Source organism: Nocardia sp. NPDC003482 (genome assembly GCF_053588115.1).
Window position 1 is genome coordinate 360579 of sequence record NZ_JBSFPI010000003.1, and the last position, 12805, is coordinate 373383.

The following is a 12805-nucleotide window of genomic DNA, read 5'->3' on the forward strand; positions in this document are numbered from 1 at the left end:
GGGGCGCCCGGATCTATCGTTGGTCATGCGCTACGACGAATACCGGGCCCACGACGCCGTCGGCCTGGCTCGGCTGGTCGCGGACGGGCAGGTGCGGCCGCTCGAACTGCTCGAGCTCGCGCTCGCCCGCTACGAGCGGGTGGGTCCGGTCCTCAATCCGATGGCCATCCTGCTGGCCGAGGTGGGCCGGGCGCGGGCGGCGGGTCCGCTCACCGGTCCGCTGGCGGGGGTGCCGTTCCTGGTGAAGGATCTCGAACAGCATTTCGCGGGATATCCGACCTCGGCGGGAACCGCTCCGCTGCAAGCGATTCCGGCGGAGGAGCACAGTCTGCTGGTGCGGCGGTGGCTGGACGCGGGGCTGGTGATCTTCGGTAAGACGACCACGCCGGAGTTCGGGATGAAGGCCGTCACCGAGAGTTCGGCGTTCGGCGCGACCCGCAATCCGTGGGATCCCGAGCGCACGCCGGGCGGTTCGTCGGGTGGTTCGGCGGCGGCCGTGGCGGCGGGCATCGTGCCGGTGGCGGGCGGAAACGACGGGGGCGGTTCGCTGCGCATCCCGGCGGCGTGGACGGGGCTGTTCGCCCTGAAGCCCGGACGCGGCCTGGTGCCGTGCGGGACGAGCGGGGGCGACGCGCTGCACGGGCTGGCGGCCGACGGGGTGCTCTCGCGCACGGTCCGCGATTCGGCGGTCATGCTCGACGTGCTCGCGGGGCCCGATCCCGGGGCGCGCTACTACCGGCCGCGGCCGGGCGGCGCGTACGCCGAGGCCGTGCGGACACCGCCGGGGAAGTTGCGCATCGCCGTCGATCGGCGGTCGCCGCTGGGCACGCCGATCCACGCCGAGGCGACGCACGCCGTCGAGCGGACCGCGGCCCTGTTGGAATCCCTCGGTCACGAAATCGTCGACGCCGCACCGAAGATCGACGGCATCCGGTTCGCGACCGATTTCACCACGGTGTGGACCGCGCACGCCGCCGCCGAGGTGGCCGGGGCCCGTCGTCGCACCGGAGCGCCCGAGCGCGCCTTCGATTTCGACACGCGCGCGCTGGCCGCGGCCGGGCGGGCGCTGTCGGCGCGGGAGCTGATCGACGCCTACGAACGCTGGAACGACTACGCCCGCGCGCTGGCCGCGCTGCACGCCGACCACGATCTGTTGCTGACCCCCACGGTCGCCGAGCCACCGCCGCGGGTCGGCAGCCGACCGCTGCATTCGGCACTGGAGTCGGTGGTGGGTCCGCTGCTGCAGCTGGGCGCGGGCCGCTGGGTGACCCGGCACAAGATCTTCCGCGAGACCGTCTTCGCCACCATGGCCGCCACCCCGTTCACGCCACTGGCCAATGTGACCGGGCGGCCCGCGATGAGCGTGCCCCTGCACCGGACCCCCGAGAATCTGCCCCTGGGAACCCAATTCATCGGGCCGCCGGACAGCGAATCGCTCCTGCTGCGCCTCGCGGCCCAGCTCGAACAGGCCGCCCCGTGGTCCCACCTCGAACCTCCCGATCCCGCCCCCGGCACGCGGGGTCCGGCGGACCGGGCAGGCCGAGGCGGGACGGAACAGCCGACGATCACCCGCGCCGACTGATCCCCCGAGGGTCGCGGCCGGTGCCGCCGCCGAGGCGACGACACCGGCCCGTATCCGAGGCGGCGTGGCCCTCAGGATGAGCCGCGCCACCCCGTATTCGGAGCCGAAGCGCTTCCGGCTGGGATCGTTTTCCGCGCGGGCCGTCCGACGTGGGCGAACCGCGGCGCGGCGCTGGTGAGACGGGGTCGGATCGAGGCTTCTCGAAAGGTGTTGCGGCAAGCCGTTTTCGGAGGCTGACAGCGTAAAGTCTTGCAGGTCAAACGCATTCACGCCCGGCAGCGCCGCCGCTTAGGGGGTGATCTAAATCACCTTGCCAAACTTACTGCTGTACAAGGCGATTTCCGACCCACGGTTGGCTATTGCAACCATCCCACCGGATGCGTCGGGTGGAAAGGACGACTACGTTCCTTCACGGCCTAACACCCGGAACTCCCGAGAAGGAGGCACGGCCGTGCGGATCCTGCTGGTTGCCAGCGCTTTCAACAGTCTCACCCAGCGTGTGCACGCGGAGCTGCGGGAGCGGGGGCATCGCGTGGGAGTCGTGCTGGCGCTGGGCGAGGACACGGTCCGGGCCAAGGTGGCGGAATTCGCCCCGGATCTCCTCATCGCACCCATGCTGACCTCGGCGATTCCGGAGGACATCTGGTCCGCCCACACCGTGTTGATCGTGCATCCCGGCCCGAAGGGCGATCGCGGGCCGTCGTCGCTGGACTGGGCCATCCACGAGGGCGCCGACGAGTGGGGCGTCACCGTGTTGCAGGCGGTCGCGGAGATGGACGCGGGACCGATCTGGGCTACCGAACCGTTCCCGGTCGCGGCGTGCGGAAAGAGCGAGCTCTACCGCACCGAGGTCGCCGACGCCGCGGTGCGCGCGGTGCTGACGGCCGTGAATCGTTACGCCACAGGCGCTTTCGTGCCGGAGCCGCTCGACTACGATCGGCCCGACGTGCGCGGCGTGCTGCGGCCCTACCACGCTCAGCAGTACCGGCGGATCGACTGGACCACCGACGACACCGCGACCGTGCTGCGCCGCCTGCGCGCCGCCGACTCGCAGCCCGGCGTGCTCGACGAGCTGTACGGCCGCGAGTTCTTCGTGCACGGCGGCCACCCCGAGGACCGCCTGCGTGGCGCGCCGGGCGCGGTGATCGCGACCCGCGACGGCGCGATCTGCCGCGCGACCGTCGACGGCGCGGTCTGGCTGCCCCAACTGCGCCCGCGCCGAATCCCCGGCGGCCCAACCACTTTCAAGATGCCCGCGACGACCGCGCTGGGAGCGGACCTGCCGCCCGGCATCCCCGAGGCGCCGGTGTCGCCCGCCGAGGCCGCCACCCGCGACACCTGGTCGGAGATCCGCTACCGCGAGGAGAACGAGGTCGGCTACCTCGAATTCGCCTTCACCAGCGGCGCGATGAGCACCGAGCAGTGCCGCCGCCTGCTCGCCGCCTACCGCGAGGCCGCCACCCGGCCGGTGAACGTGCTGGTCCTCGGCCCGGCCCGCGACTTCTTCTCCAACGGCATCCATCTCAACGTCATCGAGGCCGCGCCCGATCCGGCCGCGGAGTCCTGGGCCAATATCAACGCGATGGACGATCTGGTGGAGGCGATCCTCACCACCACCGATACGTTGGTCGTCGCCGCGCTCGCCGGGAACGCCGCGGCGGGCGGGGTGATGCTCGCGCTGGCCGCCGACGAGGTGTGGTGCCGGGCGTCGACCGTCCTCAATCCGCACTACCGGCTGATGGGCCTGTACGGGTCGGAGTACTGGACCTACACCCTGCCGCGCCGGGTGGGCGCGGCGACCGCCGAACGCCTTACCACCGAGGCGCTGCCGGTCGGCGCGCGCGCCGCCGTGGCCCTGGGCCTGGTCGACCGCGCGCTGCCGGGCGACGCCGCCCACTTCTGGGACCGGGTCCGCCGCGACGCCGAAACCCTTTCGGCCGCACCGGAATTGGCGGACCGCCTGGTGCGCAAGAAGCGCCGCCGCGCGGCGGACGAGGCGGAGCGATCGCTATCCGATTACCGCGCAACGGAATTGGGCCACATGTGGCGCAACTTCCACGACCCCGGCGAGCCCTACCACGCGCTGCGCCGCGATTTCGTGCACAAGGTGTGCCCGACCCGCACGCCCGACCATCTGATCGACGTCTGACCGAACGACGGAGAAGCTGTGCTGGAACTGGACCATTTCAACCACGGTTGGGTGACCCCGGCCCTGTCGTATCTCATGTCGGTGATCGGCTCGATCCTCGGTCTGCGCTGCGCCTTCCACGCGCGAGCCGGTGAACGGCCCGGCGGCTGGCTGATCGCCGCGGCCGTGGCGCTCGGCGGCGCGGGCATCTGGGTCATGCACTTCACCGCCATGCTCGGCTTCGCCATCAAGGGCGTGACCGTCCACTACGACATGCCGATCACACTGGCGAGCGCGGCCATAGCGATCGTGGTGGTGTGGGTCGGGCTGTCGATCGTGGTGCGCGGCAGCCGGGAGATCATCGCGCTGCCGCTGGGCGGGGCGATCACCGGACTGGGCGTGGCGTCGATGCACTATCTCGGCATGTACGCCATGCGCTGCGCGGCCGACATCCATTACGACCTCGGGCTGGTGACGCTGTCGCTGGTGATCGCGGTGGTGGCGGCGACGGCCGCGCTGTGGTTCATGCTGCATCTGGACGGCTATCCCGCCACGCTCGGCGCGGCGCTGATCATGGGGCTCGCGGTGTGCGGAATGCATTACACCGGAATGGCTTCCATGCACGCCGAGCACGGCCGGCACGACGCGATGCCGGGCGGTTCGGATCCCATGCAGTTGCTCACGCCGCTGATCGTGACCGTCACCCTGGTGACCATGATGCTGATCGTGCTGGTCGGCCTGGCCGAGATCGATTCGGCCGAGCGCGCCGCCGAACGGCGTCGGCCCGTGGCCGATCCGGCGCTCGCCGCGAGCGGGCGGCAGTGGCCGCGCCAGGAGGTCGGCGCGCATCGGCCCCGGCAGCGGGCCGAGCCGCGGCGCTGAGTTCAGTCGGCGCTCTCCCGGTTCTCCAGGCCGACCGCCTCGAGCAGTTCGCGGCGGTCGTCGGCGAGTCCGCGATTGTCCTGCGCGGCGGCCGCCATCAGATTCGCCAGACCCTCGGCGATCGCGTTGAGCTTCTGCTGCACCGCGGCGTCGGATCGTTTCTGGGTGTTCTGCAACAGCGCCACCAACAGGAACGTGATGATCGTCGTCACCGTGTTGATGATCAACTGCCAGGTGTCGAAGTCGGTCAGCGCGAGCGTGGGTAACCACAGCACGACGATGAGGACGCAGAGGCTGAAGAACCAGGGCTGGGAGACCCGTTCCCCGATGGTGGTCGCGAAGCGGTCGAACACCGAGGGCTTGCCACCGACATCCGAGGGCATGACCGCTGGTTTGTGTCCCGAGCCGTTGCCGGACATGACGAACTCCTGATCGTTGCGGGCGCGTTGCCGCAGTACCCGGGTGATCGGGAACGAAACTTCGCCTCAGCCGGGAAAACTCGCCCGGCGGAACCAGTCCTCGGCGGCGAGCTTGGCGTCCTCGACCGACCGCGCGGACGCCTCCCGGATCAGGCTGCCGTCCTGGCGGCCGATCCGCCACGCGCAGGTGGTTCTGGTCGTCGCCTTGATCCGGCCGCGGAATTCGCCGAAGTCCTTGCGCAACCACCACTCCCCCGGGCCGCCGGCCAATTCCCAGCCGTCTGCCGCGTGTTCCGGACGAATAGGTCCGAACGGTCCGTCACCGGAATTCGCCCGGTTGTCCTCGACCACCTGCTTCCCCTCCACTGCCCACCGCTCGTCCGTCCAGTATCGTCGACGACCTTGCGCGGCAACAGGATTTCGTCGGAACAATCCGCCGTCCCAGTGGCGACAGTACGGGTTCGGGCGCGATGCGCGGACAGCGGTAACGCCATTTGCAAGAACGACTCGAGCGGCATTCATCGCGGAAGGGATGAGAATTCAGAATCGGCGCGCGCCCGTGACGGGCATTTCCGCCATGGGCGACATCACCACGCCGGTGCCGCTCGTCGCCGCGTGGACGACCATGCCGTCGCCCGCGTAGAGGGCCGAGTGCTGGCCGCCGTAGAACGACACCAGATCGCCGGGCTGGAGTTCGTCCAAACCGACCGGGGTGCCGGAGTCGAGCTGCTCGTAGCTGGTGCGGGGCAGATCCACCCCGGCCTGTTCGTAGGACCACTGCACCAGGCCCGAGCAGTCGAAGGAGTCGGGTCCGGCCGAGCCGTAGGAGTAGTTCGAGCCGAGTTTGGACTCGGCCGCCTCGACGGCGAGCTGGCCGGTCGACTTCTGCGGCTCCGCGGGCGGCGCGGCCTGCGGGGCGGGCACGGAAAAGCCTGGCAGCGAACGCAAGTCGAGGCCCGGGGCGAACGATTGCACGGCGGCCCAGACATCGGCGGCGGCGGATTCGACCGTGACCTCCGGAACCGGGGTCGCGGCGGCGATCTCGCCGGTGTCCGGAAGCACGGCGGGCGCAACGTCTTCCGGTATCGCCACGAGCGTGCCCGGCAGCGGGCCGGGGGTCGGGATCTCGCCCGGAAGGTCGAGTACGCCGATACCCGGAATGTCGAGGGTCTGGGCCTGGGCCTGGCCGGAGGTCAGGACCAGCGCGCCGAGCGCGCCCAGCGCGACCACCGCCGCGCCCATCGTCCACCAGAGCAATCCCCGCAGATACCCGGAATATCGACCTTCGCTGATTCCTGCCATGATGCGGTCCTTTCGATCCCTTTCTTCGGAGGCCGGACGCTCTGCCCGGCTCCTTTGAACAGTTTCGAAAAACGACGCGATGTGCATTCGGTCCAGCGGATCCGAGGAGCAATCATTCGCCCACCGCAAATCAATTACAAACAGGAACACACCCGATAGTGATAACAACGCGATAACCAATCGAAAACCCAATGATCACGAAGAAATGCCCCGCATCGGATTGTTTATCCGTTGCGGGGCATTTCCCGGGGCGTATCAGGCGCTCAATTGCTGTTCGATACGCGCGGCCAGATCACGCAATTTCGCCGCGAATTCCCGGGCGGCGTCCGGATCCTCGCCGGAGCTCTTGACCACCCGGCGACCCAGGGCGACCAGGCGGGATTCGACCGAACTGAACAGATCCACCGGGCGATCGGCCGCGGCGACCTCGGGCAGTTCGCCGCGCAGCCAGGACTGCAACCGCGCGACGGCCTGTTCGCGATCGAAGCGATCGGGCAGGACCGCGATCGCCTCCCGGATCTTCCCCGCGGTGACCTTGCTCTCCCCGGCGGCGAGGGTGGCGTAGAGCGTGACCGCCGCCTCCTCGCCGTGTTCGGCCGCGACCGGGAGCAACTCCCGGATCTGGCCCTCGTTGATGCCGGGGGCCATCGGATGCAGCCGGGCGGCGAGCGGCCACGCGCGAATCAGCTTGTGGGCGTAGGAGCGTTGCATGTCCCAGCGCTGTTCCACGTAGTCGTCGAAGGTGGCGTAGGCGTCGCGGTAGAGGCGGCCGTCGCGCACGATCTGCAATGCGCGCCCGGCCGCCCAGAACGCCAGTCGCAGTGTGCCGATGGAGGTTTCGCAGTCCGAGAGCTGCGCCTGCTCGTGCTCGCTGAGCGGGCCGTCGCCCGGATCGGGCAGCGGCATGGTCAGCACGTTCGACGCCGGATCGGGCGCGGGCGGAACCACCGACAGCGCGGCGCCGGAGCGACGCCACTCCGCGTCACGCAGCGGCGAGACCGGTGGGGTGTGCTCGGCGGTGTCGGCGAGCGGATTGGCCGCGGCGGCGCCGCCGATGACCGATTTCCTGCGTTGCGGAGGCATCAGGCGGGCACCCCCAGCGCGACGCGGTAGGGCGCGACGAGCTCGTCGCCGACCCGGCCGTATTCACCCAGATCGTGCAGTGGATTCTCGGCCCCCTCGCCGACTTCCCCATCGGCGGCTTCCCGATACCACTTCCACGCGCTCAGATAGGACTCGAACACCTCGTACCCGGCGTCCTCCAGATGCGAACGCTGGGTGCGGTATTCGGTGGAGACGTTGACGCCGTTCTTCATCGTGACCGGAACCTTCGTCATCAGCACTCGGACCCGGATCTCGCGATCCGCGTCGGCGGCCGCCTCCTCGGCGGCCCGGTATGTACTCGGCACTCGTTTCACCTCCGAGGGACTCACACTCGTCAACAACACGAGCTCGTCGGTCGAGGGAATGGCGGCCTTGAAGATATCCGCCGATTCACCTCCGGCATCCACGATCACCACGTCGTAGTTCCCGGAATTGTCGGCGATGCAATCGTCGACGTGCCGGGAGGGAAACGCGATGAGGGTGAAGGGCACCTCGATCTCGCCCTTGAGCAACCGGCGATACCAGGAGTAGCCGGTCTGACTCAACGGGTCGGCGTCGATCACCAGTACCCGCAGGTTGTGCACCCGTGCGAAGTAACCGGCGAGGAAAAAGGCGGAAGTGGTCTTGCCGACGCCGCCCTTCAGATTTCCCAGGGTGATCACCAAGGGTGTGGGCAGATCGAGCGGTGCAACAGAATTCGCCATAGACGTCCTCCTGTGATGAGGAGAGCATTACTGTGCGTGGCCAGTCTTACACGGGTGTAAGTCGAACCCGTTTCATTTCCCGGCGTGTCCGATTGCGGCTGTGTCCAATTGGACACAGTTGTTGAAAATGATGTTCATCAGGCCCGTGCTAGGCTCGCGCTCGTGCATCGAGTCCTCTCCGTCACCCCGCCCCCCGCCGCCTGAGCGGGGCGGCCCTCCAGCCGGGAGTCCGGTAACCGACTGCCCCGCGTCGTCGTTCGCTGTCCTTCGACGCAGGAGCACTCCTTTTCATGTCTGTCGACATCGTCGCGCCCGCGCGCGACCGTTCCGCGGTGGCCCTGGTGGCCGCCGGAATCCTCTGGGGCACCGGCGGTCTCGCCGGGACCCTGCTCGCCCGTTCGACGGGGCTGCACCCGCTGGGGGTGGCGGCCTATCGGCTACTGCTGGGCGGGGCGCTGGCCGTGGTGGGGCTGGCGCTGTCGGGCGGGTTGCGCGGGCTGCCGCGCACCCGGGCCGCCGCGCGCCGGATCCTGGTCACCGGGGCCTTGCTCGGGTTCTTCCAGGGGGCGTATTTCGTTGCGGTGCGGGCCACCTCGGTGGGCCTGGCGACCATGACCACCATCGGCATGCTGCCGGTGTTCGTGGCGCTGGGCGCGGCCGTGCGCGACCGCCGCCGGCCCGATTCCGGCACCCTCGCCGCGATCGGCCTCGCCGTCACCGGGCTGGGCCTGCTCACGGGTTCGCGCCTCGACGCCGCGGCGGACTGGTCGCTGCTGCTCGGCGTCGGCGCGGCCCTCGCCGCCGCCCTCGGCTTCGCCTGCCTCACCCTGCTCACGACCACCCCCGTGCCGGGGCTGAACCCCTTGCGCACCACGGCGTTCGGAATGCTCATCGGTGGCCTGCTGCTGACGCCGCTGGCCCTGCCCTTCGGCATGACCCCTCCCCTGTCGCCCGGCACGCTGGCGACCGCCGCCTATCTCGGGAGTGTGCCCACGGCCCTCGCCTACACCCTCTACTTCCGTGGATTACGCACGGCCCCAGCGGTTTTCGCCGCCGTGGCCGCGCTGCTGGAACCCCTCACCGCGACGGTGTTGTCGGTGACGCTGTTGCACGAGCGCCTCTCGCCGTGGGGCTGGGGCGGCGCGCTGCTGCTCGTCACCGCCCTGGCGCTCACCTCACGCGAATAGTCAACGCACGCCCGAGGATTCGGATCCCCGAGCCAGCAGCGAGTGCCGACGGCTGTAGGCGAAGTAGATGATCATGCCGATGACGAACCAGACGGCGAAGCGCAGCCAGGTGACGGGTTCGAGGTAGGTGATGAGCCAGACGGAGAACGCTATGCCGACGAGCGGGATGACCGGCATGAGCGGCGTGCGGAAGGTGCGCGGGAGGTCGGGCTGGCGGTAGCGCAGGACGATGACGGCCGCGCAGACGACCACGAAGGCCAGCAGGATGCCGATATTGGTCAGCTCGGCCACCTGGCCGATGGGCAGCAGGCCCGCGAGGACGGCCGAGGCGATCCCGACGATCCAGGTGATGCGGGTGGGCACCTTGCGAACCGGATCGGTCTTGGCGAACCACCGGGGCAGCAGGCCGTCGCGGCTCATGGAGTACCAGACGCGGGTGACGCCGAGCATGAAGGTGAACAGGACCGTCATGATGCCGACGATCGCGCCCGCCGCGATGAGGCTGCCCAGGCCGGACAGGCCGACGGATTCGAACGCCGAGGACAGGCCGCTCTTGGGATTGATCTCGGTGTAGCGCTGCATACCGGTGAGCACCAGGCAGACCAGCACGTACAGCACCATCGAGACGACCAGCGAGTAGATGATCGCCTTGGGCATGTGCCGCTTGGCGTCCACCGACTCCTCGGCCGCGGTGGACATCGCGTCGTAGCCGAACACCGCGAAGAACACCGTCGAGGCGCCCGTCACCGCGCCGCCGAAGCCGAACGGGAAGTACGGGTGGTAGTTGGCGCCCTTGATGTAGAAGGCCCCCACCACGATCACCACCAGCACGACCGCGATCTTGATGCCGACCACCGCCGTCTCGAACCGCGCCGCCGCCTTGATGCCCCGCGTCAGCAGGTACGCGATCAGCAGGCACAGCAGCGCCGCGAACAGATCCACCTTGTGCCCGGCGCCGGTGCCGGGCGCGCCCAGCATCCACACCGGCAGGTGAATGTCCAACTGCTCCAACAGGAACGAGATGTAGCCCGAGATCCCGATCGCCACCACCGCCACGATCGCGGTGTACTCCAGCAGCAGATCCCAGCCGATGAACCAGCCGACCGGCTCCCCGAGCACCGCGTACCCGTAGGTGTAGGCCGATCCGGCCTTCGGGATCAGCCCGGCGAACTCCGCGTACGACAGCGCGGCCGCCGCGCTGGCCACCCCGGCGATGAGGAACGAGATCAGCACGGCCGGACCGGCCTTCTCGTGCGCGACCGCGCCGGCGAGCGCGAAGATCCCCGCGCCGATGATGCCGCCGACCCCGATCGCGGTCAGCTGCCACAGGCCCAGGGCCCGTTGCAGCCCGCTGGACTCGTCGTCGATCTGCTCGATGGGCTTGCGCCGGAAGAGGTCCCGCATGACTGGACTGCCTGGCATAACGTCGCTCCTTGCACTACCTGGTCCGGGGCAGTGTAGATGTGAGCGGTAACATCCCGTTTGTCTTTTCGGACGAATGCCCTCGTCGGATTTCGTCCGCTGGGACGAGACGTCGGTCAGTCCGATGTGTTCCCGCTCGTCCCCGCGGCGGCGGGGTCGCGGGTCACGGTGATCGTGGTCCAGCCGCCGACGTGGATGCGCGCGCCGTCGGCGAGCGGCACCGGGGTGTCGGCCGGGATGAGGTCGTCGCTGCCGTCGAGGGAGGTGCCGTTGGTGGAGCCGAGGTCGGTGATCGTGATCGTGTCGCCGTCGATCCGCAGCCGGGCGTGCGCGCGGGAGACGCCGATATCGATCGGCGCGATGCCGAGGTCGATGTCCGGGTGCACGCCCTGCGAAACACTGCGCTTGCCGATCAGGAAATCGTTGCCGCGCAAGGCGATCCGGCGCGGCGGGTAGTAGGACGGGAACTGCACCTGGTCGGCGTCGGGACCCTTGCGCGCCTGTACGCGTTCGTAGAATTCGCGGTCCGCGGTCACGGTGGCGGTCCAGATCGCCTGTGCCGCAACCTCTTCCGCGGGAGCGACCACGACGGTCTCGGCCGCGCGCGAGAGCGGGGGCAGGGCCGAATCGTGGCCGCACGCCTCGCAGAACCGGCCCGCGATGGGCGCCCCGCACACCGCGCACTCGGCCGTCGCCTCCACGGCGGTGGGGTTCGCGCCGAGCGCGGCCCCGCAGACGTCGCAGTAATCCGTCGCCGTGGACGGATGCCCCTCGGGACAGGTGACCATCACTGCTCCTTCCGCACCCGCGCGGTCCGGGTCGAGCGGGCGTCGAGCGCGGCCTCGTCGAAGGCGTCCACGGTGCGGCGCAACCGCACCGTGCCGGTGTGCTCGTCGACCTCGACCACCGTGCGCAACAGCTTCGCGGTGTCCTCGTTCCCGGATTCGGCGGCGAGTTCCACCGCGCGCTGCAACCGCGCGGTCGCGGTGATCGGATCGCCCTCCTTGCGCGCCGAGAGCCCCTCCTGCACGGCCTGGGCGAGTTCGGCCTGGCCGGTGTAGTGGGCGACGCGGCGGCTGATGCGCGCCGACAGCTCGGTCTCGGTGGTCCACACCGCCTTCACCAGGCCCTGGCCCACCACCTCCGCGCCCACGGCGACGCTGATCCGGGCGGCGAGCTTCTCGCGTCCGGGCGCGGCGGGTTCCAGCCGGACCTGCACGTGGTAGTCGCGCTCCTCCGCGCCCCACGAGCCGAGCGGGTACTCGCCGACCTGTGGTCCGGTGTCGACGCGGCGGCCGGTGAGGTCCTCGATGGTGGGTGCCACCTGTTTGACGAACCGCACCGTCGCCCCGGCCGGGGTCCACACCCGCAGCGTGAGATCGGGGATGGTCTTGGTCAGGGCGGACCGCATCATGGCCTGGAAGTCCCCGGCCAGCTCCGCGCCCTCCCGCACCACGTCCACCGACCCGTGCAGGGCCGAGGCGATCGAACGCAGTTCGGCGACAACGTAATCCGAGCCGACGCCGCGGCAGTCGCAGGTGAACGCCCCCAGCGACCGCTCGATCTCGGTGGCGAGCTGTTCGGGCGTCTCGTGCTCGTTCTTGCCGTCGGTGAGCAGGATGGCGTGCGCCATCGCGGCCGGATGCTGCGCGGCGATCTGCCGGGCCAGACCCAGCCAGGTGCCCATCGCCGTGCCGCCGTAGGGACGCAACGCGTCCAGCGCATGCCGTGCGGCCGTGCGGGATTCGGCGCTCGCGCGCTGGAGCGGGCCGCGCGCCGGATACACCACCCGCGCCTCCGAGGTGCCCTGCACGATGGCGAACAGCGTGCCGTCGGGCAGTTCGTCGAGGGCGGCGGCGGTGGCGCGGCGCGCACCCGGAAACCGATCGCCCGCCGCCATCGAGCCGGAACAGTCGATGATGATGATCTCGAGCCGTTCCGGCGGCGGCGCGGCGACCGCGAAATCCGTTCCGGCCGTGACGGTCACGATCGCGTCGACCGTGTCGGCGCCCTCCGCCAGATACTGGTTCTGATCGATGACGACCGAAACGCCCTGTCCCTCTTGCGAACCCATG

Annotated in this window: 12 protein-coding genes; 4 read left to right on the forward strand and 8 right to left on the reverse strand. The window is 69.8% G+C overall.

Annotated features, from left to right (window positions below; genetic code table 11):
- Positions 1 to 25 precede the first annotated feature (25 nt).
- The 3 genes from ACWDSJ_RS06990 to ACWDSJ_RS07000 all read left to right on the forward strand — a co-directional run bounded on the left by ACWDSJ_RS06990 (position 26) and on the right by ACWDSJ_RS07000 (position 4592).
- Positions 26 to 1582 (forward strand): amidase, encoded by a 1557-nt coding sequence (locus ACWDSJ_RS06990; protein WP_450029879.1) that lies wholly within the window; start codon positions 26 to 28, stop codon positions 1580 to 1582.
- 451 nt (positions 1583 to 2033) lie between these two features.
- Positions 2034 to 3731, forward strand: coding sequence for a hydrogenase maturation protein (locus tag ACWDSJ_RS06995; protein ID WP_450029880.1), 1698 nt, complete (start codon positions 2034 to 2036; stop codon positions 3729 to 3731).
- Positions 3732 to 3749: 18 nt separating this feature from the next.
- Complete coding sequence (locus tag ACWDSJ_RS07000) at positions 3750 to 4592, forward strand: MHYT domain-containing protein (RefSeq protein ID WP_450029882.1); 843 nt, start codon at positions 3750 to 3752, stop codon at positions 4590 to 4592.
- Positions 4593 to 4594: 2 nt separating this feature from the next.
- On the opposite strand, the gene ACWDSJ_RS07005 is transcribed toward ACWDSJ_RS07000, so the two are convergent.
- The 5 genes from ACWDSJ_RS07005 to ACWDSJ_RS07025 all read right to left on the reverse strand — a co-directional run bounded on the left by ACWDSJ_RS07005 (position 4595) and on the right by ACWDSJ_RS07025 (position 8121).
- A complete protein-coding gene (locus tag ACWDSJ_RS07005; RefSeq protein WP_387367962.1) occupies positions 4595 to 5011 on the reverse strand; it encodes a low affinity iron permease family protein in 417 nt (138 codons plus the stop codon).
- A gap of 66 nt (positions 5012 to 5077) precedes the next feature.
- On the reverse strand, positions 5078 to 5377 hold the full coding sequence (locus ACWDSJ_RS07010; RefSeq protein WP_387367959.1) for a hypothetical protein: 300 nt from the start codon (positions 5375 to 5377) through the stop codon (positions 5078 to 5080).
- A 174-nt stretch (positions 5378 to 5551) separates the two neighbouring features.
- Entirely contained in the window at positions 5552 to 6253 is a 702-nt protein-coding gene (locus ACWDSJ_RS07015) for a C40 family peptidase (RefSeq protein ID WP_450030022.1), read from the reverse strand.
- A gap of 315 nt (positions 6254 to 6568) precedes the next feature.
- Positions 6569 to 7396: a hypothetical protein gene (locus ACWDSJ_RS07020; protein WP_450029884.1), complete on the reverse strand. Its 828-nt coding sequence runs from the start codon at positions 7394 to 7396 to the stop codon at positions 6569 to 6571.
- Complete coding sequence (locus tag ACWDSJ_RS07025; protein ID WP_387367953.1) at positions 7396 to 8121, reverse strand: ParA family protein; 726 nt, start codon at positions 8119 to 8121, stop codon at positions 7396 to 7398. Before ACWDSJ_RS07025 ends, ACWDSJ_RS07020 begins: the two co-directional genes overlap by 1 nt.
- 290 nt (positions 8122 to 8411) lie before the next feature.
- Between ACWDSJ_RS07025 and ACWDSJ_RS07030 the strand changes: the two genes are divergently transcribed.
- Entirely contained in the window at positions 8412 to 9308 is an 897-nt protein-coding gene (locus ACWDSJ_RS07030; RefSeq protein ID WP_450029886.1) for a DMT family transporter, read from the forward strand.
- Here ACWDSJ_RS07030 and ACWDSJ_RS07035 read toward each other — a convergent pair whose 3' ends face one another.
- From ACWDSJ_RS07035 to ACWDSJ_RS07045, 3 genes are all read right to left on the reverse strand, one after another.
- Positions 9309 to 10730, reverse strand: a complete 1422-nt coding sequence (locus ACWDSJ_RS07035; RefSeq protein WP_450029888.1) for an amino acid permease — start codon at positions 10728 to 10730, stop codon at positions 9309 to 9311.
- Between the two features lie 116 nt (positions 10731 to 10846).
- Positions 10847 to 11518 (reverse strand): FHA domain-containing protein, encoded by a 672-nt coding sequence (locus ACWDSJ_RS07040; RefSeq protein ID WP_450029890.1) that lies wholly within the window; start codon positions 11516 to 11518, stop codon positions 10847 to 10849.
- A complete protein-coding gene (locus tag ACWDSJ_RS07045; protein WP_450029892.1) occupies positions 11518 to 12804 on the reverse strand; it encodes a vWA domain-containing protein in 1287 nt (428 codons plus the stop codon). Before ACWDSJ_RS07045 ends, ACWDSJ_RS07040 begins: the two co-directional genes overlap by 1 nt.
- Between the last annotated feature and the right edge of the window lies 1 nt (position 12805).

Excerpts from the sequence above, each read along its gene's own strand:
- ACWDSJ_RS07015 (WP_450030022.1), bottom strand. The coding sequence starts at position 6,253 with ATGGGCGCGGCGGTGGTCGCGCTGGGCGCGCTCGGCGCGCTGGTCCTG.
- ACWDSJ_RS06990 (WP_450029879.1), top strand. The coding sequence starts at position 26 with ATGCGCTACGACGAATACCGGGCCCACGACGCCGTCGGCCTGGCTCGG.
- ACWDSJ_RS07005 (WP_387367962.1), bottom strand. The coding sequence starts at position 5,011 with ATGTCCGGCAACGGCTCGGGACACAAACCAGCGGTCATGCCCTCGGAT.
- ACWDSJ_RS07045 (WP_450029892.1), bottom strand. The coding sequence starts at position 12,804 with ATGGGTTCGCAAGAGGGACAGGGCGTTTCGGTCGTCATCGATCAGAAC.
- ACWDSJ_RS07040 (WP_450029890.1), bottom strand. The coding sequence starts at position 11,518 with ATGGTCACCTGTCCCGAGGGGCATCCGTCCACGGCGACGGATTACTGC.
- ACWDSJ_RS07035 (WP_450029888.1), bottom strand. The coding sequence starts at position 10,730 with ATGCCAGGCAGTCCAGTCATGCGGGACCTCTTCCGGCGCAAGCCCATC.
- ACWDSJ_RS07025 (WP_387367953.1), bottom strand. The coding sequence starts at position 8,121 with ATGGCGAATTCTGTTGCACCGCTCGATCTGCCCACACCCTTGGTGATC.
- ACWDSJ_RS07020 (WP_450029884.1), bottom strand. The coding sequence starts at position 7,396 with ATGCCTCCGCAACGCAGGAAATCGGTCATCGGCGGCGCCGCCGCGGCC.
- ACWDSJ_RS07030 (WP_450029886.1), top strand. The coding sequence starts at position 8,412 with ATGTCTGTCGACATCGTCGCGCCCGCGCGCGACCGTTCCGCGGTGGCC.